18 protein-coding genes are annotated in these 22,208 nt (G+C 33.6%); 16 read left to right on the top strand and 2 right to left on the bottom strand.

Annotated elements, in window-relative coordinates; genetic code table 11:
- Positions 1-1,578 carry a radical SAM protein gene (locus tag A2530_RS09840; protein WP_294883631.1) on the top strand — a complete coding sequence of 526 codons (1,578 nt, stop codon included), beginning with the start codon at positions 1-3 and terminating at the stop codon, positions 1,576-1,578.
- 5 nt (positions 1,579-1,583) lie between these two features.
- Here A2530_RS09840 and A2530_RS09835 read toward each other — a convergent pair whose 3' ends face one another.
- Together A2530_RS09835 and A2530_RS09830 are read right to left on the bottom strand one after the other, a co-directional pair.
- The gene (locus tag A2530_RS09835; RefSeq protein ID WP_294883632.1) at positions 1,584-2,495 is read right to left on the bottom strand and encodes an NAD-dependent epimerase/dehydratase family protein; all 912 of its coding nucleotides are present in this window, start codon (positions 2,493-2,495) and stop codon (positions 1,584-1,586) included.
- Positions 2,485-3,594 (bottom strand): DegT/DnrJ/EryC1/StrS aminotransferase family protein, encoded by a 1,110-nt coding sequence (locus tag A2530_RS09830; RefSeq protein WP_294883634.1) that lies wholly within the window; start codon positions 3,592-3,594, stop codon positions 2,485-2,487. The genes A2530_RS09835 and A2530_RS09830 overlap by 11 nt, the downstream gene beginning before the upstream one ends.
- A gap of 122 nt (positions 3,595-3,716) precedes the next feature.
- Here A2530_RS09830 and A2530_RS09825 point away from each other — a divergent pair, with 122 nt between their 5' ends.
- From A2530_RS09825 to A2530_RS09755, 15 genes are all read left to right on the top strand, one after another.
- Entirely contained in the window at positions 3,717-5,129 is a 1,413-nt protein-coding gene (locus A2530_RS09825) for a glycosyltransferase (RefSeq protein ID WP_294883636.1), read from the top strand.
- On the top strand, positions 5,122-6,216 hold the full coding sequence (locus A2530_RS09820) for a radical SAM protein (RefSeq protein WP_294883638.1): 1,095 nt from the start codon (positions 5,122-5,124) through the stop codon (positions 6,214-6,216). Before A2530_RS09825 ends, A2530_RS09820 begins: the two co-directional genes overlap by 8 nt.
- Positions 6,213-6,872, top strand: a complete 660-nt coding sequence (locus tag A2530_RS09815) for a PDDEXK nuclease domain-containing protein (protein ID WP_294883639.1) — start codon at positions 6,213-6,215, stop codon at positions 6,870-6,872. The genes A2530_RS09820 and A2530_RS09815 overlap by 4 nt, the downstream gene beginning before the upstream one ends.
- A 42-nt stretch (positions 6,873-6,914) precedes the next feature.
- Positions 6,915-7,913 carry an SDR family oxidoreductase gene (locus tag A2530_RS09810; RefSeq protein WP_294883641.1) on the top strand — a complete coding sequence of 333 codons (999 nt, stop codon included), beginning with the start codon at positions 6,915-6,917 and terminating at the stop codon, positions 7,911-7,913.
- Positions 7,914-8,705, top strand: coding sequence for a 1-deoxy-D-xylulose-5-phosphate synthase N-terminal domain-containing protein (locus tag A2530_RS09805; protein ID WP_294883643.1), 792 nt, complete (start codon positions 7,914-7,916; stop codon positions 8,703-8,705).
- A complete protein-coding gene (locus A2530_RS09800; RefSeq protein WP_294883644.1) occupies positions 8,698-9,186 on the top strand; it encodes a transketolase in 489 nt (162 codons plus the stop codon). The genes A2530_RS09805 and A2530_RS09800 overlap by 8 nt, the downstream gene beginning before the upstream one ends.
- A gap of 10 nt (positions 9,187-9,196) precedes the next feature.
- Positions 9,197-10,306: a radical SAM protein gene (locus A2530_RS09795; RefSeq protein WP_294883645.1), complete on the top strand. Its 1,110-nt coding sequence runs from the start codon at positions 9,197-9,199 to the stop codon at positions 10,304-10,306.
- 11 nt (positions 10,307-10,317) lie between these two features.
- Complete coding sequence (locus A2530_RS09790; protein ID WP_294883647.1) at positions 10,318-11,754, top strand: radical SAM protein; 1,437 nt, start codon at positions 10,318-10,320, stop codon at positions 11,752-11,754.
- Between the two features lie 37 nt (positions 11,755-11,791).
- Positions 11,792-13,210, top strand: a complete 1,419-nt coding sequence (locus A2530_RS09785) for a PfkB family carbohydrate kinase (protein WP_294883649.1) — start codon at positions 11,792-11,794, stop codon at positions 13,208-13,210.
- The gene (locus tag A2530_RS09780; protein ID WP_294883650.1) at positions 13,211-13,924 is read left to right on the top strand and encodes a nucleotidyltransferase family protein; all 714 of its coding nucleotides are present in this window, start codon (positions 13,211-13,213) and stop codon (positions 13,922-13,924) included.
- Between the two features lie 127 nt (positions 13,925-14,051).
- Positions 14,052-15,611 carry a type I restriction-modification system subunit M gene (locus A2530_RS09775; RefSeq protein WP_294883651.1) on the top strand — a complete coding sequence of 520 codons (1,560 nt, stop codon included), beginning with the start codon at positions 14,052-14,054 and terminating at the stop codon, positions 15,609-15,611.
- Complete coding sequence (locus A2530_RS09770; RefSeq protein ID WP_294883652.1) at positions 15,608-16,660, top strand: virulence RhuM family protein; 1,053 nt, start codon at positions 15,608-15,610, stop codon at positions 16,658-16,660. The genes A2530_RS09775 and A2530_RS09770 overlap by 4 nt, the downstream gene beginning before the upstream one ends.
- Entirely contained in the window at positions 16,653-17,837 is a 1,185-nt protein-coding gene (locus A2530_RS09765) for a restriction endonuclease subunit S (RefSeq protein WP_294883653.1), read from the top strand. The genes A2530_RS09770 and A2530_RS09765 overlap by 8 nt, the downstream gene beginning before the upstream one ends.
- A 1-nt stretch (position 17,838) precedes the next feature.
- Positions 17,839-19,077, top strand: coding sequence for an AAA family ATPase (locus A2530_RS09760; protein ID WP_294883654.1), 1,239 nt, complete (start codon positions 17,839-17,841; stop codon positions 19,075-19,077).
- Complete coding sequence (locus A2530_RS09755) at positions 19,067-22,171, top strand: type I restriction endonuclease subunit R (RefSeq protein WP_294883655.1); 3,105 nt, start codon at positions 19,067-19,069, stop codon at positions 22,169-22,171. Before A2530_RS09760 ends, A2530_RS09755 begins: the two co-directional genes overlap by 11 nt.
- Positions 22,172-22,208: the final 37 nt, after the last annotated feature.

The raw sequence follows: 22,208 nt of genomic DNA, 5'->3' as shown, positions 1-22,208 counted from the left end.
ATGAATATTTTACTTATGACTGCAATAGCAAATGATCCTCAAGATAGCAAGGGTCTCGCAGATCATATGCCTATTGGATTAGGATATATTGCTGCAAACGTTAAAAAGCTTACCGATTATAATATCGATATAATTGATGTGGAGCACAAAGGCTATGGAATTGACGACCTTATCAATATAATATCAAATAAATCCATTGATGTTTTGGGTATAAGCGCATTTGTATCAAACTATCTGTTTTGTGTTGAATTTACTAATAAAATAAAGAAGCTTTTCCCAAATATTAAAATTGTTTTAGGAGGACCGTTTCCGACAAGTACGCCAGATTTGGTCTTAGAAGATTGTTCTGTTGATGTTGTTGTCAAAGGTGCCGGAGAGATGGCGTTTGTTGATATATTAAGAAATCTTGACTGCGACCCAGACTACTACAAAAAGCATCATAATGTTGTTATAGGATATTTTCCTGATGATATGGATGATCTTCCATCACCTGATTGGAAACTAATGGAATATGATACATATCAGTATTTGCCGCCATGGTCAGATTTTCCGATTTTATCAAGCAGGGGTTGTCCTTATAGATGCAATTACTGCTATAAAATTAACGGAGATATGTATAAAGAGAGGTCGATAGATAACCTTTTTAATGAAGTTTTAGTTGTAGTTAACGAATTGGGGCGTGAAACTTTTATGATGCAAGATGATCTCTTCTTTGTAAAACCACGCAGAGTTATAGAGTTTTGTAACAAATTAATAGAGAGTAATTTAAATATTCAATGGTCTGCAATAAGCCGTATCGATTTAATAAATGAGGAGATTGCAGAGCTTCTATCAAAAGCAGGTTGTAAATCTGTTGGAATCGGAATTGAATCAGGCAGTAAAGATATGCTAAAAGCTATGAATAAAAAACTATCTTTGGAAAAGACGGCAAAAAATCTTGCAATACTTAGAAAGTATAATATAAAACAGATGCCTTATGTAATAGTCGGTTATCCTGGAGAAACACTGGATACTTTAAGGGAGACCGAAGATTTTCTTATTGAGAATAAGATCTATTCAGCTATGACATACTCATTTCCGTTTCCTGCTACAGAACTATGGGAGATTGCACTTTCAAGGGGAATGTTGCCTGAACTAAGAGAGTATTCCAGTAGAAAAAGTTTTGATGTGACAAAATTTCAATGGAATTTTACATCTTTAGAAGAGAGTGTTTTTTTTGATTATGTAGAATCGATGAAATCTCGTATTTTGTCAGCATTTATTGATAATTATTTAAATAATAATATTGATAAATTAGATGATGCAGATAATATTTTTATCTACGGTGTTGGTTTTCTTGGTCGTGGTTTATTTGAAAAATTACAAAACAGCCAATATGTAAAAAAGATAAAATCATTTATTGATGATGATCCGTCTCGCAATAATACGGATTATATGGGCTTGAGGGTATGTAAACTAGATGATGTAAAAATCACAAAGAGTGATTTATGTATTATTGCCAATAGCTATTTTCCAGAAGTAATGGAAAAAAAGGTAAAAAAGCTTGATGACAGTATAAAAATAATTATTTTAGCCTAACAAGTTTAATGACATAAAGAGTTGTAATGCTCCTGAATAAGATTATTATTTATATCATATAAAACTTTAATGTGTGATGGTTTTATTCTATTTTTTATTGGATATAGCGGTTTATTGGAAATCTTAGTTAAAATTTTTGATTTGCTGTTTTGATTAAACTCTATAGTTAAATAGGCTAGCTCAAGCAAAGAGATGTAATACTCTTCATTCCATAATTTTATTAATTCACTTGATGAAGTTTGCTTGCTTGATGACAATGTTTTAACATGCTCATATATTATGTATGAAACCTCGCTTACTTCTGTTAAAAACAATTTTACATTTGCATTTTGTACAGATATCTCTTCATCTCTTATAGCTTTATTAAAAAATATTTGCATTACTTTTGAGTGGTGATCACCAATACCAAAGATATCTGATAACCTAAATATCTTTAATGGGATATTCCAATGTTCTTGATACGATTTCATCATGAGTTCAGATGTTAGCTTTAAAGTAGAGTATATTTTTTGTTTTCCCATTAGTGAAATTTCATCGTTTAAAAGGATATCCACCTCTCTTGTACTAGTTATCATCATCCAACTTGGAGGTAAAACTTCATTTAAAAGCTCAAGCAATTTAATAAGAGATGTTGCAGTATTATGACATGCTTCTATTGGACTAGAAGCAGCTATACCATTTCTTGATACGCCTGCTGTGTAAATCAATCCGTATGAGTCTATATTCTTTAAAAAAGAGATGTCATCCGCGAGCAGCTCAAACATATTTTTATTAATAAAGTGTAAGTATTTTGTACTACTCGTATTTTGAATATCAATACCTATAATGTCATACCCAAAACTATTTAGCAAATTGCCTAAGTGCCTGCCTAAAAAACCTTCTGAACCTACTAATAATATAGTTTTACTATTTTTCATAAAATTCTATAATCTTTTTTACTACAAAAGCAGCCTGCTCTTTGTCTAAAAAAGAGTGTATCGGCAACGATAAAATATTTTTAGAGTATTTTTCTGTCATCTCTAAATTAAAATTATCTAACTTCAAGTGGCTTTGCTTATGGTTTGGCGTATTCCAGTGCACGGCTACTTCAATGCTGTTATCTAAAAGAAATTTCTGCAAAGCATCTCTATCTTTAGCTTGAATTACAAAACTAGATAGAACATCTCTTCTGTTATCCTCATCTAAAATCGGAAGTTTTATCTGCGGCAAGGAAGATAGATTTTTAATATAGTACATTGCCACTTCTCTTCTTGATTTTAGCTCCTCTTCAAATTTTGATAATCTAAATAATAAAATAGCTGCTTGCAGGTTGTCTAAACGGCTGTTATATCCATATAAAACCAATTCTGATTTTGTTTTTTGACCATGATTCCTAAGGAGTAGTAATTGATTGTATATATGCTCATCATTTGTAGTTATTAACCCTCCATCTCCCATACATCCGAGCACTTTCATCGGGTGAAAACTAAAACCGGCGCATACACCGAATGTACCTGCAAATTTATTATGATAAGAAGCGCCAAAAGCTTGTGCCGCATCTTCAAACAGTAACAGATTATGCTTTTTTGAGAGTGCTAAAATCATATCCATATCACAGATTTTACCGTTCATATGCACAACCATGATAGCTTTAGTTTTTTTTGTAATAGCATCTTCAATTTTATTTACATCAATGTTTCCATCGTCATTTATATCTACTAATACAGGTTTTGCACCACAATGAACTATAGTAGAAATCGTTGCAATAAAAGTATGCGATACCGTAATAATTTCGTCGCCGCTTTTTATACCTGCAGCTTTTAAACTTAAAAATAATGCATCTGTTCCGCTGTTTACACCCAACGCATAATTTACTTTTAAATACTCTGCAATCTTTGATTCTAGTTCAGAGACTTCTTTTCTAAGGATAAACTGTCCACTAGAAGCAATCCTAAGAAGTATATCTTGAAGCTCATCTTTGTAGAATTCATATTGAGCTGCCAAATCAATATACGGTACATGATAACTATTTGCCATTTTGCATATTCCTTTATTTAAAATTCTACTTGGTAAAAATTATTTAAACAGGTTTTTATAACACCCATTTAAGTGAATATGTAGTATTTTACTTAAATAAATAACATATAAAGATTAAATAAATGTACAAAGATACATATTTTTTAGATTCCAAAGAGGCTCTTCGCGTTGCAAGTGAGCATAACAGATGGGGTGTGGATGTCGCTTATAATTTACAAGCTTGTTACTATGACGGGCAAAAGATAGAGAGTGATTTGCCGAACCTTTTTCATTTGCCCATAGAGAATCTGCTTGAGGGTTTGGTTTATGGGCGAGAGAGAATCCCTGAAATAATAGATTTTTCCGGACTTGATATTTCGTCTAAAGTAAAAATGGAAATTTTAACTCATTTTGATATGACTATAGAACAAGCAAAGCAGTACAGAGTGCAAATAAATTCAAAATACTTAAGTGAAATAAAAAACTTTAAACTTGATTTTAGCGAGCCGCTCAGATTTTATCTTATGGCAAACGACCAAACGACGGTAATGCAGTTCGTATCAAAAAGTATAGCAGACACCTTAAAAGAGAAGGGTTGTGATGTTTTATTTGATTTATACAGAGGCACGGAAGATATTACATGTTTTAAAAAAATATATGAATATAAGCCGCATGTAACAATAAATATCAACCATTTAAACAATCGATTTTTAGGTAATGATGTTTTTAATTTTGTCTGGTTTCAAGACCCGATGGAACATCTTGTAGATAGCTCTGATTTGTATATTAGGAATAGAGATTATATCTTTTCATTACTGCCTGCTTTTGACATGTTGCTTGAGAAAAAAAGCATACCTTTTCAAAGACAAAATTTTTGTATAGACAGTACAAAATATAAAATTGATAAAACTGTTAAAAGAGAGAAAAAAATCGTATTTATAGGAAGTGCGTACCACGGAGAAGACTTAGATCGCATTAATGTTTTGGAAGTAATAGATTATATTATGAACTTGTTCCAAAATGGCGAAAGCTTTTCAAATGAAAAAATGGATGAGATAGTTAAGAAATTTTCTATAAATAAAACATTTTTAGAAACAAGAGTAATGTCATATATAGTTAGAGATTTGAGCGTATTATGGCTTTGTAGTATAAAATCTGATTATGAAGTAGAGGTTTATGGCTGGGGATGGGATAGCTATGAAGCAGTACGTCCATACTATAAAGGAGTTTTAAAATATGGTGAAGAGATAGCTAAAGTATATAATAGTGCAGCGTTTGCTTTTGCTCCGCATTTTAGTTATGCACTTCAAAACAGAGTGCTTGAAGCTACTGCTTGTGGAGCTATCCCAATTGTCTATGACCGTAGAGGTGTAAGTGATGAGCCTGTGTATGACGAAGCTATGTACTATTTTAAAACATTTGAAGATTTGCGAAATATTTTAATGAATAATAAAATAGAAGAGAAAGATTTTAGCAGGCTCCTAGAAGAGCACAGTTATGTGAGGTTTGTAGATAAAATTTTAGATACCATACAAAAGAGTTTACAAAATGAGTGATAAATTTAACATTGACTCGCATAAACTAAGTTTACACCCGATAAGAGTTTCAAGATGGCTTGAAGCAAAAGATGATTGGGAGAGATTAAAAAAAATCTACCCTGTTTATGTAGAGATTTCGCCTTATGGCGGATGTAACCACAGATGTACCTTCTGCGCACTTGATTATATGGGGTATGAGAATGTAGGGCTTGAGTTTGATACGCTAAAAAACACACTTACAAATATGGCTCAAAACGGTGTAAAGAGTGTTATGTTTGCAGGCGAGGGAGAACCGCTTCTTTTTAAAGATTTGGATTTGATAGTAGAGCATTGTAAAAAAGTAGGAATTGATACCTCTTTAACGACAAACTTTGTTCCGTTAAACAAAAAAAATATCGAGAAATGTATTGAAAACTGCTCATGGATAAAAGTGAGTTTAAATGCGGGGACAGCTAAAAGTTACGCCGAGATTCATAGAACAAAAGAGATGGATTTCAAGAGAGTTACGGATAATCTAAAATATGCTCTTGAGTATAGAAGGGCCAATAACCTTACATGTACAATCGGAGTGCAGATGCTTTTGCTTCCTGAAAACAAAGATGAAGCAAAAATTTTAGCCCTTACATGTAAAGAGATGGGAGTTGATTATCTGGTAATTAAACCATATTCGCAACATCTCTCAAGCAAAACACATAAATACGAAGATATAGACTACGCTACTATGCTTCATCTTGAAGAGGAGCTGAATGCAATTTCAGATGAGAATTTCAACGTAGTATTTCGCGCAAATACGATGAAAAAGTATGTTGAAAAAAAACAGCCATATACTACATGTCACTCAACACCGTTTTTTTGGGGTTACATTGCAGCAGACGGTAAAGTATTCGGCTGTAGCGCATATCTGGGTAAGGATGAGTTTTGCTACGGAAATATTTATGAGAACAGTTTTTCGCAGATTTGGGAAGGAGACAAAAGAAGAGTCTCCTACAACTATGTACAAAATGAGTTGGACATAAAAAACTGCAGGGTTAATTGCAGAATGGATGAGGTAAATCGCTATTTGTGGAGACTAAAAAATCCGCAAGAACATGATAATTTTATATGAAAACGCAAACTGCTAATATTCAAAAAAATGGCACTCTATATATAGAGATAAAAACTCTGCTGCAAAATGCAAGAAATAGAGTTTATCAAACCATAAACACAACAATGACAGAAACCTATTGGCAGATAGGAAAAAGAATTGTTGAAGAGGAACAAAACGGGCATAGCAGAGCGGAGTATGGAGCGGGACTTATAAAAAATCTTTCAGATGAACTCACAATAGAGTTTGGTAAAGGTTTTTCGGTAGATAATTTAGAAAATATGCGAAAATTCTATTTGGTTTACTCAAAATCGGAGACAGCGTCTCGGAAATTTGCTCTTAGCTGGTCGCATTATATTTTTCTTACCAGAATAAACCATGAAGACGAAAGAAATTTTTATGAAATAGAAGCTATGCAAAATAGCTGGACTCTAAGAGAGTTAAAAGATCAAGATATTGGGCAGATGATGATGTATGTAAACTATTTTGACCGAGTAGAAAAAACAGAAGATGAAAATCTAACTATTGGGATAATTCTTTGCAAAGATAAAAGTAAGGCACTTGTTGAGATGACACTTCCAAAAGAGAATAGACAAATTTATGCAAGTAAGTACCTCACAATCTTACCAAATAAAGAGGAGTTGCAAAAGCTTTTGCAAGAGGAAATTAATGAGTAAACTATATAAAAAAATGAAATTTAAATCTAAAAAGAGATGCAAATGAAAAAACAAAAAGCAGTTGTTACGGGAGGAGCTGGATTTATCGGCTCACACATGGTTGATTTGTTGGTATCTAAAAACTATAAGGTTACGGTCATAGATAATCTTGCAAACGGCAGATTGGACAATCTTGAACACCATAAAGGCAAGATAGAGTTTGTTCAAGTCGATATTGGGGATTATGAGGTTGATTTAACTCCTTACTTTGAAGATGCTCATTATGTTTTTCACTATGCCGCACTCGCTGATATAGTTCCATCTATAAACAACCCTCTAAAGTATCATAAAGCAAATGTTGACGGAACATTGCAGGTTTTAGAAGCTGCAAAAAAGAGTAAAAATCTTAAAAAATTCATCTATGCGGCTTCTAGCTCATGTTATGGAATCCCTGAAATCTATCCAACTCCGGAATCAAGTCCAATAAAACCGGAGTACCCTTATGCACATACAAAAACGGTAGGCGAACAGTATGCTATGCACTGGGCTAAGGTTTACGATATGCCGGTAATTTCTATGAGATTTTTTAACGTTTACGGTGTAAGACACAGAACAAGCGGAGCATACGGCGCCGTATTTGGCGTATTTTTGGCTCAACTGCTTAACGATAAACCTTTAACGATTGTCGGAGACGGAAAGCAGACAAGAGATTTTACTTATGTGACCGATATAGTCGATGCTTGCTATTTGGCAAGCCAAAGTAACTTTACGAATGAAATCTTTAACGTTGGAAGCGATAACACTTATAGTATTAACTATTTGGTCGATTTACTAGGCGGAGATAGGGTTTATATACCAAAAAGACCGGGTGAGCCTGATAGTACTTATGCAGATATTAGAAAGATTAAAAGAGAGTTAGGCTGGTATCCTAAGGTTAGTTTTGAAGAGGGGGTAAAGATAATGCTTGAAAATATAGAGCTGTGGAGAGAAGCTCCTCTTTGGGATGAAAATAGCATTAAAGAGGCTACAAAAGATTGGTTTGAATGTTTGGGAGATAAATAGGTGTTGAGTTCACAAGAGATACGAAAAGAGACGATAGCACTATCTTGTAATAGTCAAGCCGGACATTTGGCTCCATCGCTTTCAACTGTTGAGATGTTAATAGTACTTTTTCGAGATTTTTTAGAGTATGACAAAAACGATGCAAAAAGCCAGAAAAGGGACAGACTCATTTTTAGCAAAGGGCACGGCGCATACGCTTACTATGTTATTTTAAATAAACTCGGGTTTTTGCCTAAAGAGGAGTTAGAGACTTTTTACGGCAGTGCGTCCATAAAAGGGTGTTTGACTCAAAATTTAGACTATATGATAGAGGCTTCGACCGGTTCTTTGGGACATGGTCTGCCAATAGCAGTAGGTATAGCTCAAGCATTTAAAATGCAAAATAAAAAGAATAAAGTTGTTTGTATAGTAGGGGATGGAGAGATGCAAGAGGGAAGCAACTTTGAAGCACTTGCACTAGCATATAGATTTGAGCTTGACAACCTGCTTTTAATTGTTGATGCAAACGGACTTCAAGCTATGGATAGAGTTGAAAATGTAGGACTTGATAATGACAGACTATCCAAAGTTCTGAATGCTTATACGGATAATTTTAATAGGGTTGATGGTCATAATGAAGAGTTTTTAAAAAGTGCTATGAATAAATTTTTCAACGATAAAAACAATACTTTGTCAATTTTAGTATGTGATACCGTTAAAGGTAGAGGGATTGAAATGTGTGAGAACTCAATTGCATACCACTTTAGATGTCCGACTCAAGATGGATATGTAATAGGTTGTGATGATGAGTAAATTAGTTTCAAAACAAGAAGTTATGCGTGAGATATATCACTATTTTGCGAAAGATGACAAGATGACGCTTCTTGTCGGAGATATGGGTTTTGCTGTACTGGATGATTTTTTTAACAATCATAAAGAGAGAACTTTTAACACCGGAATTTGCGAACAGGCAACTATTAGTATGAGTGCAGGAATGTATCTAGCCGGTCTCAAGCCGATAGTTTATTCACAAGTGCCGTTTTTGATTATGAGAGCGTATGAGCAGATACGATATGATTTAAATGAACACAAAATGGATGTTAAACTAATCGGCGTAGGTGCCGATAACTACTTTGAGAAGCTCGGCAGAAGTCACTGTATGGATAGTGATGATGTGCAAATGATGAAAATCTTTAAAAATTTTATGATTTTTGCACCGACAAAAGAGAGTTTAAAAGAAGATATAAAAAGAATGTTTGGGTATAACGGTCCTACATATTTAAGATGCATATAAAGGGGTAAAAATGGCAGAATTAATTTTAGACGGCTCTAAAATTTTATGGCATCAAGATAGATTAAATGAGTGGAAAAGAGGTGATAGGATTGTTCCGATTACCATAGATATGGCTCTTACTCAGGCTTGTCAGTACAACTGCGAATTTTGTTATGCAAATATGCAAAGAAATAAACCGCATAAGATTACATTTGAAATTATGAAAAACTTTATGGATGATTGTGCAGAGGTCGGTGTTAAAGCAATAAGCTTAGTGAGTGACGGAGAGAGTACGGCAAACCCTATCTATGAAGATGTAATAGTATATGGGAAAAAAGTCGGACTTGATATGGCGATAGCTACTCATGGAAATACGCTCACAGAAGCAGTTCTACGAAAAATATTACCCGCTCTTACATATCTTAGGTTTAATTTCAGTGCAGGAGAACCTGCCAGATATAGTGAAATCATGGGTGTGCCGCAAGAGAAATTTTACGAGACATGTGAAAATATAAAAACTGCGATGAGGGTTAAAAAAGAGTTAGGTCTTGATGTAACAATCGGTATGCAGATGGTATTTATGCCAAAGTACAGTGACCAGATTATACCTCTTGCCAAATTAGGAAAAGAGTTAAAACCGGATTATCTTGTTATAAAACATTGCAGTGATGATGAACATGGAACTTTAGGTGTTGACTATAACGAGTATGAAAAATCTTATGATTTGCTAAGAGAGGCTGAGAGTTATAGTGATGATGAGTATTTAGTAAAAGCAAAATGGTCTAAAATAACATCAAAGGGGATAAGAAACTATAGTAGATGCTACGGGACACCATTTCATCTTCAAATGTCGGGAACAGGGCTTATAGCACCGTGTGGAAGTTTTTTTAACGAGAAGTATAAACAGTATCATATAGCAAATATCACAGAACCTGGTGTGAGGTTTAAAGATATACTAAAAAGCGACAGATATTGGGAAGTTATGGATTTTTTAGCATCAGATAAATTTGATGCCTGCAGTATGTGCGAGACTTTATGTCTGCAAGATAAAACAAATGAAGTGCTTGATGCTTATAAAAAAGGTAAAAATTCTCTTGATAAGCCAAGTGCAGATTTACCTCAGCATATAAATTTTATATAGGAAAATTTTTGATGGCTGATACAAAAAAAAGATTATTGCTTATATATCCAAATCAGAGATGGCAAAAAGATGATGTAAATACCGTATGGGATTTAAATCCTGCCACACTTTGTTTGCTCGCTGCCGTTGTAAAAGATATTGTAGATATAAAAATTATAGATGCTCAATTTTATGACATGAGTAAAGAGGATTTTCAAGCTCAAGTTCAAGAGTATAATCCTGATTTTTTTGGAGTATCTGTAATGACATCCGAATATCAGGATACTCTTGATATTGCAATAGATATAGCTAAAAAAATCAATCCTGCTATTATTACTATTGCCGGCGGTATTCATGTCACGACTAAATACAGCTATGCTATGAAAAACAATAATTTGGATTATGGAATAAGAGGAGAGGGCGAATATGCGCTAAGAGAACTTCTTTTGTATTTAACAAATCAGGCATCGTTTCCAAGCAGAGGGATTATCTATAGAAAAGGCAAAGAAGTTATTGCACAAGATCAGGTTTTTATTGAAGATTTGACAAAATTGCCATGGCCCAATTATTCTTTTGTAAAGTTTGAAGATTATGCAAACAGAGGTGCAAGAGTTAGCCCGAATAGACCTACTGCATATCCTACATACAGAATACTTACTACAAGAGGGTGTCCTTTTGGATGCTCTTTTTGTCAGGTTGAACTAATAGCAGGAAAAAAAGTAAGAGCAAGAGACCCAGAAGATGTGGTTAATGAACTTTTGTATATGAAGGAGAGATACGGCATTAAATCGATAATGTTTGAGGATGATAACTTGCTTATGGCACAAGCAGGAAATTATGCTAAAAAACTATTTAGATTAATGATAGAAAAAGAGTTAAATCTTGAGTGGGTAGGGATAGCATTCGCACTATTTTTATTTACAGACGAGATTCTTGATTTAATGCAGAAGTCTGGCTGTAAAGGGGTAAACGTATCGATTGAGTCTGGTACAAAAAGAGTTTTGAAAGAGATAGTAAAAAAACCGATTAAAGATTTAAAACTGATTCCTGAAATTATACAAAAAGTACATGATAGAGGTATATACTGTATTGCAAGTTTTATTATCGGATTTCCTGGAGAAACATGGGAAGAGATAAGGCAAACTATCTTTTTTGCGGAGCATTGCGGTGCAGATTATGTAAAAATATTTGTTGCCGTACCGCTTTATGGAACGGAACTCTACAACATAGCTTTAGCAACAAATTCACTTACGCATGATGATGAATTTCCAAAAACGGACTGGAGACACAGCCAAATAAAATCTGACGAATGGAGTGCAAAAGATATCTCTATTTTAAGAGCATATGAGTGGGACAGAATAAATTTTGCACCTCATAAAATAGATAAAGTGGCTGAAATTTGGGGCGTGGATAAAGAGCAGTTAAAAGAAATCAGAAAAAAAACCAGAGATAGTTTAAAGTTTGTATGATGTTAGATTACTTTAGTAAATTTGGGAAAAATCATAAATGAAAAAAATAAAAGTATTTGTAAGCGGTGACTTTAATATACTTCATCCCGGGCATCTAAGACTTTTAAAGTTTGCTAAAGAGAGCGGGGATTATCTGCTTGTCGGAGTGAACTGTGACAACGTTAGTAACAAAGGTATCAGTCAAGATATAAGATTGGAATCGGTTCGTGCAGCGAGTTATGTCGATGAAGCTTTTATTCTTGATATTCCCGCAGTCGAGTATATAAAAAAACATAAACCAGATATCGTCGTAAAGGGGAAAGAACACGAATTAAAAGATAATCCCGAGACGGATATCTTAAACGGTTACGGCGGAAAATTGCTTTTTAGTTCGGGAGAGATAGGTTTTTCTTCTATAGATTTGCTTAGAAAAGAGTTTTATCTTTTAAATAAAAACCTCAACCATAACAACGCCTATCAGTTGAGACACAACTTTAATTTTAACAGTCTAAAATCAACGATAGAGAGATTCTCAACTCTGAATGTCCTTGTTATAGGGGATACGATAATAGACGAGTATATTACATGTGAGCCTCTTGGCATGAGTCAAGAAGACCCTACCATAGTCGTCTCTCCGCTTATGAACGATAAGTTTATAGGCGGTGCGGCGATAGTGGCAGGACATGCAAAAACGCTCGGCGCGAAAGTAAAATTTGTATCCGTAATCGGCGATGATGCGAACTTCTCTTATGTGGAAGAGGGGCTTAAAAAGCTCGGCATAGAAACCTACCTTTATAAGGACTCAACGCGTCCCACAACTCTCAAGCAGAGATTTCGTGCCAACTCAAAAACACTTTTACGCGTAAACCATCTTAAACAGCACTCCATAAGCAAAGCTATAGAAAAAGATATTCTCAAAGAGATATCCAAACATGTAAAAGATGTCGATTTGATTATTTTCTCTGATTTTAGTTACGGTGTTTTGAATAAAAGTATTATTAACGGTATTATGGCTTTGGCTAAAGACAACTCAGTATTGATGGCGGCGGACTCTCAAAGCTCATCGCAAATAGGCGATATTTCCAAATTTGAAGATATGACTTTGGTAACTCCTACCGAGAGAGAGATAAGGCTCTCTTTGGGCGATTTTGAGTCGGGTTTGGTCGTGTTATCTGATAAACTAGCCCAAAAATCAAGAGCAAAATATATCTTCACAACTCTAGGTGCAGAGGGCGTTATGATATACAACAACACCAAAGGCGAACTCTTAACGGATAACGTAAACGCCCTTAGCTCTATAGTAAAAGACGTAAGCGGCGCAGGGGATTCGCTTCTTACATGTAGCGCTATGGCTCTTTGCGTGGGGGCAAGTGTCTGGGAGAGCGCTTATCTTGGTTCTATTGCCGCGGCTATTCAAGTAAGCCGCGTGGGAAATATCCCGATACAAAAAGAAGAAATCCTTAAAGAGCTAGAGTAGATGAAGGCACTGCTTTTAGCCGCCGGGCTTGGCACAAGACTGCGCCCAGTTACAAACCGTACCCCAAAATGTTTAGTTCCCATCAATGCAAAACCTCTCTTGGAGTATTGGCTTGAAAACCTTGCTCAAGCAGGAGTAGATGAGTTTTTGATAAATACCTCTTATCTCTGTGAGCAGGTCGAGGAGTTTGTCTCTACATGTAAATATAAAGATATGATAACTTTAGTACATGAAAAGGAGCTTTTAAATACAGGCGGAACGGTGTCGGCAAACAGCGATTTCTTCGGTGGCAAAGCGTTTATGCTTGTTCATGCCGACAATCTCTCTTTTTGCGATTTTAAAGCTTTTTTAAACTCACATGTAAACCGCCCGAATGGGTGTGAAATAACGATGATGACTTTTAAAACCGACAATCCTTCATCATGCGGAATCGTAGAGCTTGATGAGTTTGGAGTTGTACAGAAATTTTATGAAAAGGTACAAAATCCGCCATCTGATTTGGCAAACGGCGCAGTTTACATTTGTGAACCGAGTGTCATAGAGTTTATAAAAAGTCTGGGCAAAAAAGAGGTTGATTTCAGTCTTGACGTTTTGCCAAATTTTATGGGAAAAATAAACACTTTTTTAAATGATGTCTATCACAGAGATATCGGCACTGTCGAGAGTTACGCTTTGGCGCAGGTTGAGATAAAACTTAATTTTATTGACTTTTAGATAAAATTTTAATAACAGAATTAATCAATTATTTTCAAAATTTAAAAGCAGTAACTTCTGATGAAATGTATCAGTAAGTTAGGCTATTTGCATACAATAAAGAATAAAAATTACAAGGAACTATCTAATGACAAGTACACAACAACGAACCGAACTACAAAATCAAATTTGGAAAATCGCAAATGATGTAAGAGGGAGTGTTGATGGATGGGATTTTAAGCAGTATATTTTAGGTACTTTATTTTATCGATTTATTAGTGAGAACTTTGCCAATTACATTGAGGGTGGAGATGAGAGTGTCAATTATGCTTCTTTACCAAATAATGTAATAACACCTGAGATCAAAGATGATGCTATCAAAACAAAAGGTTACTTCATCTATCCAAAACAACTATTTGTAAATGTTGCTAAAAATGCAAATGATAATCCAAATCTAAACACAGAGTTAAGTGCTGCATTTTCTGCTATTGAAAGTTCGGCTAATGGGTATCCATCAGAACAGGACATTAAAGGACTCTTTGCAGATTTTGACACTACAAGCAATAGACTTGGAAATACGGTAAAAGATAAAAACAGTCGTTTGAGTTCAGTTTTAAAAGGTGTGGCAGGTCTTAACTTTGGTAAATTTGAAGAGAATCATATAGATCTTTTTGGTGATGCTTATGAATTTTTAATCTCAAAATATGCAGCAAATGCAGGTAAATCTGGTGGAGAGTTTTTTACTCCTCAAAGTGTATCTAAACTTATCGCTCAACTTGCAATGCATAAACAAGAGAAAGTAAATAAAATCTATGACCCCGCAGCTGGTTCTGGTTCACTACTTCTACAAGCTAAAAAGCACTTTGATGCACACATAGTTGAAGATGGATTTTTTGGGCAAGAGATAAACCACACTACTTACAATCTAGCTCGGATGAATATGTTTTTACACAATATCAACTACGATAAATTTAACATAGCTTTAGGTAATACTCTCATAGACCCCCATTTTGGAGATGATAAGCCATTTGATGCGATAGTCTCTAACCCTCCATACAGCGTAAACTGGATAGGAAGCGATGACCCGACACTTATAAACGACGATAGATATGCACCCGCTGGAGTACTCGCACCAAAATCAAAAGCAGATTTTGCTTTTGTGCTTCATTGTCTTAGCTACCTTTCGCCTAGAGGTCGTGCGGCTATTGTTTGTTTCCCCGGTATTTTTTATAGAGGCGGAGCAGAAGCAAAGATACGAAAATATTTAGTAGATGGCAACTATGTAGAGAGTGTTATATCACTAGCTCCAAATCTTTTTTTTGGAACATCAATCGCAGTTAATATCTTGGTACTTTCAAGACATAAAACCGATAATAAAACACAGTTTATAGATGCAAGTGGACTTTATAAAAAACAGACCAACAATAATATATTAACCTATGATGGCGAAAACAATCATATAGAACAGATTATGAAAGTGTTTGATAGCAAAGCTGACATCGCTCATTTTGCTAAGTGTGTGGATAATGAAGCAATTGCAGATGCAGATAATGATTATAACCTATCGGTCAGTTCGTATGTAGAAGCCAAAGATACAAGAGAAAAAGTAGATATAAAAAGTCTCAATGCTGAACTAAAAACAACCGTTTCAAAAATTAATACTTTAAGAAGTGAGATAGATAAGATTGTAGCGGAGATTGAGGCGTGAGCAAACAAAACAAAAATAATCACATCACAATAAGAAGCGCTACCGCAGAATATCTGACATTTATAGCCTCTACAAATGCGGTAAATGAAAATATAGAAATAAGATACGAAGATGAAAATCTATGGCTTACACAAAAACTCATTGCAAAGCTCTATAATGTTGAAGTCAATACCATCAACTACCACATCAAAAAGATATTTGCAGATAATGAACTGGAAGAAAATTCAGTTATTCGAAAATTTCGAATAACTGCAAATGATGGGAAAAATTACAATACGCAACACTACAATCTTTCTATGATTATCGCTATCGGGTTCAAAGTAGATAACGAAAAAGCCGTACAGTTTCGTAAATGGGCAAATAAAATCGTCAATGAATACACCATTAAAGGTTTTAGCATGGATGATGAGCGGCTTAAAAACGATGGTTCGATTTTGACTAAAAAGTATTTTGAAGAACAACTAACACGAATTAGAGAGATTAGACTTAGTGAGAGAAAGTTTTATCAAAAAATTACAGATATTTATGCTACTTCTATCGATTATGATGTCTCGTCCACTGCAACCAAAAGATTTTTTGCAACAGTTCAAAACAAGCTCCATTGGGCAATCCATGGACAAACAGCCGCAGAAGTTGTTTACAATCGCGCAGATGCCAAAAAAGAAAATATGGGATTAAACTCTTGGAAAGATGCACCAAATGGCAAAATACAAAAATTTGATGTAACCGTTGCCAAAAATTACCTAAACGATAAAGAGTTAGCAAGCTTACAAAGGCTAGTGAGTGCTTATCTTGATTTGGCAGAAGATATGGCACAAAGAGAGATACCAATGACCATGAACGATTGGGAGCTTAGACTAAATAGATTTATAGAAGCAACAGACAGAGAAATACTAAACGATAACGGCAAAATAAGTGCAGAAATTGCGAAAGCACATGCTCTAAGTGAGTTTGAAAAATACCGTATAGTACAAGATAAGCTCTATATATCTGACTTTGATAGACAAATAGCTATTTTAGACAACAACAAAAGTAGTGAAGATGAGTAGTATCAAAGAGCTGCTTGAGAGTGTGGAAGTTGAGTGGAAGCCATTATCAGATGGAGATAATTCAGTTGCAGAATTAAGACGAGGTAGAGTAATGTCTAAAACTTACCTTGCTGAAAATATTGGTGATTATCCTGTATATAGTTCACAAACTGCAAATAATGGAGAAATTGGAAAAATCGATACATTTGACTTTGATGGAGAATTTGTTAGTTGGACAACAGATGGAGCCAATGCTGGAACGGTTTTTTATAGAACGGGTAAGTTTTCTATTACTAATGTATGTGGGCTTATAAAAATTAACAACGAAACAGAATTAAACTATAAATTTTTATTTTATTGGCTATCTATTGAAGCTAAAAAACATGTTTATTCAGGAATGGGAAATCCTAAGCTAATGAGTCATCAGGTTTCTAAAATTCCAATTCCAATAATACCTTTGCATGTACAAAATGAAATTGTACGAATCTTGGACAATTTCACAGAGCTTACAGCAGAGCTTACAGCAGAGCTTACAGCAGAGCTTCGTGCGAGAAAAAAACAATATAACTATTATAGAGATAAGTTATTGACTTTTGAAGATGGGGAAGTTGAGTGGAAGGCTTTGGGGAAAGTTCTTGTTCGTACAAAAGGAACAAATATTACTGCTGGTCAAATGAAGGAAATACACAAAGAGGATGCTCCATTAAAAATTTTTGCAGGTGGTAAAACTATTGCATTTGTTAATTTTGGAGATATACCCGAAAAAGATATAAATAAAGAACCATCTATTATTGTTAAATCTCGTGGAGTGATTGAATTTGAATACTATGATAAACCATTTTCTCATAAAAATGAAATGTGGTCTTACCATTCTAAAGATAAAAATATAAATATAAAATTTGTTTATTACTTTCTAAAAATACATGAGGCTTATTTTCAAAATTTAGGTAGTAAAATGCAAATGCCACAAATTGCAACGCCCGACACTGATAAATTTCAAATTCCAATACCCTTTGCAGATGATTCAAAAAAATCATTAGCGGAACAACAAAGAATAGTTTCAATCCTAGATAAATTCGGCACCCTTACAAACTCCATAAGAGAGGGTTTACCGCGTGAGATAGAGCTAAGAACTAAGCAATATGAGTATTACAGAGATCTGCTTTTGAGTTTTCCAAAAAAAGAAGTGGAGGCATAAAATGGCACAAACATTAGAAGAAATCGCCAAACAACTATGTACATCTAAGATTATAAAAAAAATTGTAAAGACAGAAACTAAACAAATTACACCTAAGGAAGTTGAAGAAACAAAACAAGTTCCTAAAGTGCAACTTATTTATGCTTTTAATGGTACAGGAAAAACAAGATTATCAAAAGAGTTTAAAGGGTTAATTGCCCCTAAAATTGAGAGTGAAGATGATGTAATTCAACCATCTCGCAGAAAGATTCTCTATTACAATGCTTTTACAGAGGATCTGTTTTCTTGGGATAATGACTTAGAAAATGATAGTGAACCAAAATTAATAATTAAACCTAACTCTTTTACTGATTGGATCTTGCAAGAACAAGGACAAGATCAAAATATCATAGCTAATTTTCAGCGATACACTGATGATAAATTAACACCGAGATTTAATCAACAATATTTAAAAGATGAAAATGACCCACGTTCTATAGTAAGAGCTTTTTCTGAAGTTAGCTTTTCTTTTAGACGCGGAGATGAAAATAGTATAGAAAATATAAAAATCTCAAAAGGTGAAGAGAGTAATTTTATTTGGAGTGTTTTTTATACACTTTTAAAGCAAGTTATAAGTGCAAAAAATGAAGAAGAATCAAATCAATTTGACTCTTTAGAATATATATTTATAGACGACCCAGTAAGTTCACTAGATGAAAATCACTTAATAGAGTTAGCAATTGATTTAGCACAATTGATTAAATCTAGTAATTTTGAAAAACATAAACTTAGGTTTATTATTAGCACTCATAATCCCCTTTTTTACAATGTTCTTTATAATGAACTTGAAATTAATAAGAAAAAAAGTGGTTATATGCTCACTAAAAATGAGGATGGAACTTTTGAATTAAATGGAAAACATGGTGATTCAAATAAAAATTTCTCATATCATTTATTTTTAATAGAAACAATTAAACAAGCAGTCAAAAATAATGATATAGAAAAATTTCATTTTATGTTATTGCGTAACTTATATGAAAAAACAGCAAGTTTTTTAGGTTATCCTCAATGGTCTCAATTATTACCAGAAGAGGCTAGAGACTCTTATGTGAGACGAATTAATCTTTATAGTCATAAAAGTCTATCAGTTGAAGAAGTTAGTGCGCCAACTACTTCGGAAAAGAGTATTGTTAATTATTTACTTGAACATCTAATAAATGAGTATAGTTTTTGGAAAGAGGTAGAAAACAATGAGTCTTGAAACTAAAACAATAGCAGAATCAAATAACTTTATCGTTTTAGATAAATATACTAAGATTGACCAAGAGGGTAGCTCTTATCAAAGTGAAGCTGATTTGGAAAATGAGCTTATCAAAGATTTAGATGCTCAAGGTATCAAATATGAAAGTGATATAAACACTCCTGAAAAACTATTGGCAAATGTAAGAAAGCAATTTCAAGAATTAAATAAAGTAGAATTCTCAAATAACGAATGGAATCGTTTTGTAGAGGAATATCTGGACAAACCAAGTGATAATATTATAGACAAAACTCGTAAAATTCACGATAATTATATCTATGACTTTGTATTTGATGATGGTCGTATTAAAAATATCTATCTAGTTGATAAAAAAAATATTGCTAGAAACAGAGTACAAGTGATAAAACAATTTTCTCAAAAAGGGACACAATCAAATCGTTATGATGTAACAATCTTAGTAAATGGTTTGCCTTTGGTTCAAATAGAACTCAAAAAACGAGGTGTTGCTATTAGAGAAGCTTTCAATCAAGTGCATAGATACTCTAAAGAGAGTTTTAATAGTGAGAACTCATTATATAAATACTTACAGATTTTTATCATCTCAAACGGAACTGATAGCAGATACTTTGCAAACACTACAAAAAGAGATAAAAATAGCTTTGATTTTACAATGAATTGGGCAAAGTCTGATAATACGCTTATCAAAGATTTAAAAGATTTTACAGCTACATTTTTACAAAAAAGGACTTTGCTTGATGTACTAATCCACTATAGTGTTTTTGATGTTAGTAATACTTTGCTTATCATGAGACCTTATCAAATAGCAGCAACTGAACGACTTATTTGGAAAGTAAAAAGTTCTTATGAAGCAAAAAGATGGAGCAGTATTGAGAGTGGTGGATATATTTGGCATACAACGGGAAGCGGTAAGACACTCACAAGTTTTAAAGCTGCTAGACTAGCAACTGAGCTTGATTTTATAGATAAAGTGTTTTTCGTAGTTGATAGAAAAGACCTTGATTATCAAACTATGAAAGAGTATCAAAGATTTTCTCCTGATAGTGTAAATGGCTCAGATAGCACGGCAGGACTAAAGCGAAATATAGAAAAAGATGATAATAAAATCATTGTAACAACTATCCAAAAACTAAATAACTTAATGAAAAGTGAAAATGATTTGGAGATATATGCTAAACAAGTGGTTTTTATTTTTGATGAAGCTCATCGTAGTCAGTTTGGTGAAGCTCAAAAAAATTTAAAGAAGAAATTTAAAAAATTTTATCAATTTGGTTTTACTGGGACTCCTATTTTTGCAGGCAAAAATGCTTTAGGTGCTGAAGATACGGCAAGTGTATTTGGTCGTGAGTTGCACCCTTATGTAATTACCGATGCGATACGAGATGAAAAAGTTTTAAAGTTTAAAGTAGATTATAATGATGTAAGACCACAATTTAAAGAGTGTGAGAGTGAAACTGATGAGAAAAAGTTAAGTGCATTTGAAACTAAACAAGCATTACTCCACCCTATAAGAATAAATGAAATCACTCAGTATATTTTAAATAATTTCAATCAAAAAACACATCGTTTGCAAACAGGCTCTTATGGCTTTAATGCAATGTTTGCGGTAAGTAGTATAGATGCCGCGAAGCTTTATTATGAAGCTTTTAAGAATTTGCAAAAAGGAAAAGAGAGACCTCTAAAAATTGCTACTATTTTTTCATTTGCAGCAAATGAAGTGCAAGATGCCGTTGGAGATATAGCTGATGAGAACTTTGAACCAACTGCAATGGATGCAAGTGCAAAAGAGTTTTTAAGTGCCGCAATTGATGATTATAATAAAATGTTTGGAACAACTTATGGAGTGGAAAGTAAAGAGTTTGCAAACTACTATAAAGACCTTGCAAAAAGAGTTAAAAGTAAAGAAATTGATTTATTGATTGTCGTTGGAATGTTTTTAACTGGATTTGATGCACCAACTTTAAATACTCTGTTTGTTGATAAAAATCTAAGATACCATGGTTTGATGCAGGCATATTCAAGAACTAATAGAATTTATGATGCCACTAAAACTTTTGGAAATATTGTAACCTTTAGAGATTTAGAAGAAGCGACAATTGATGCTATAACTTTATTTGGGAATACAAATACTAAAAATGTGGTTTTAGAAAAAAGCTATACTGAATATATGCAAGGCTTTACTGATACAACAACAGGAGAAGCACGAAGAGGTTATCTTGATATAACCGAAGAGTTGCAACAGAAATTCTCTAATCCTGACGAAATAGAAAGAGAAAAAGATAAAAAAGAATTTGCAAAACTCTTTGGTGAATATCTCAAAGCTGAAAATGTGTTGCAAAACTATGATGAGTTTGCAGGCTTAAAAGCACTACAATATTTAGATATTGATGATTTAAAAGCAGTTGCAGAATTTAAAGTTAAACATTATTTAAGTGATGAAGATTTTAATAAAATGCAAGAGATTGAAATACCATCAGAGCGTTTGATTCAAGATTATAAGTCAACTTATAATGATATTAGAGAGTGGATTAGAACTCAAAAAGCATCTGATGAAAAAGAAAAATCTATTATTGACTGGAATGATATAGTATTTGAGATTGATTTACTTAAATCTCAAGAGATTAACCTTGATTATATTTTAGAACTGATATTTGAACACAATAAAAAAGTCAAAGATAAAGTAGCACTTGTTGAAGAGGTAAGAAGAGTAATTAGAGCTAGTTTAGGTAATCGTGCTAAAGAAAGTTTAGTTGTAGATTTTATTAATCAAACAAATTTAGATGAGATTTTAGATGCAGCTAGTATTATTGATGAATTTTATAAATTTGCACAAGCTCGACAACAAAAAGAAGCAAATGAATTAATAAGTGATGAAAATCTAAATGAAGAAGCTGCAAAGCGGTATATTATAGCTTCATTAAAACGAGAATATGCTAGTGAAAATGGTACTGAACTAAATGCAATTTTACCAAAAATGAGCCCGCTAAATCCACAATATTTAACAAAAAAGCGAACTGTTTTTCAAAAAATCGCTGCATTTGTTGAGAAATTTAAAGGTGTTGGTAGGAAAGTTTGATTTTAATCAAGAGAAAAGTTTACCCAATGGGTTGGGT

The sequence above is a fragment of the Sulfurimonas sp. RIFOXYD2_FULL_34_21 genome, from assembly GCF_001830805.1.
Classification (GTDB): Bacteria; Campylobacterota; Campylobacteria; order Campylobacterales; family Sulfurimonadaceae; genus Sulfurimonas.
This window is presented reverse-complemented; position numbering and strand designations above follow the sequence as displayed.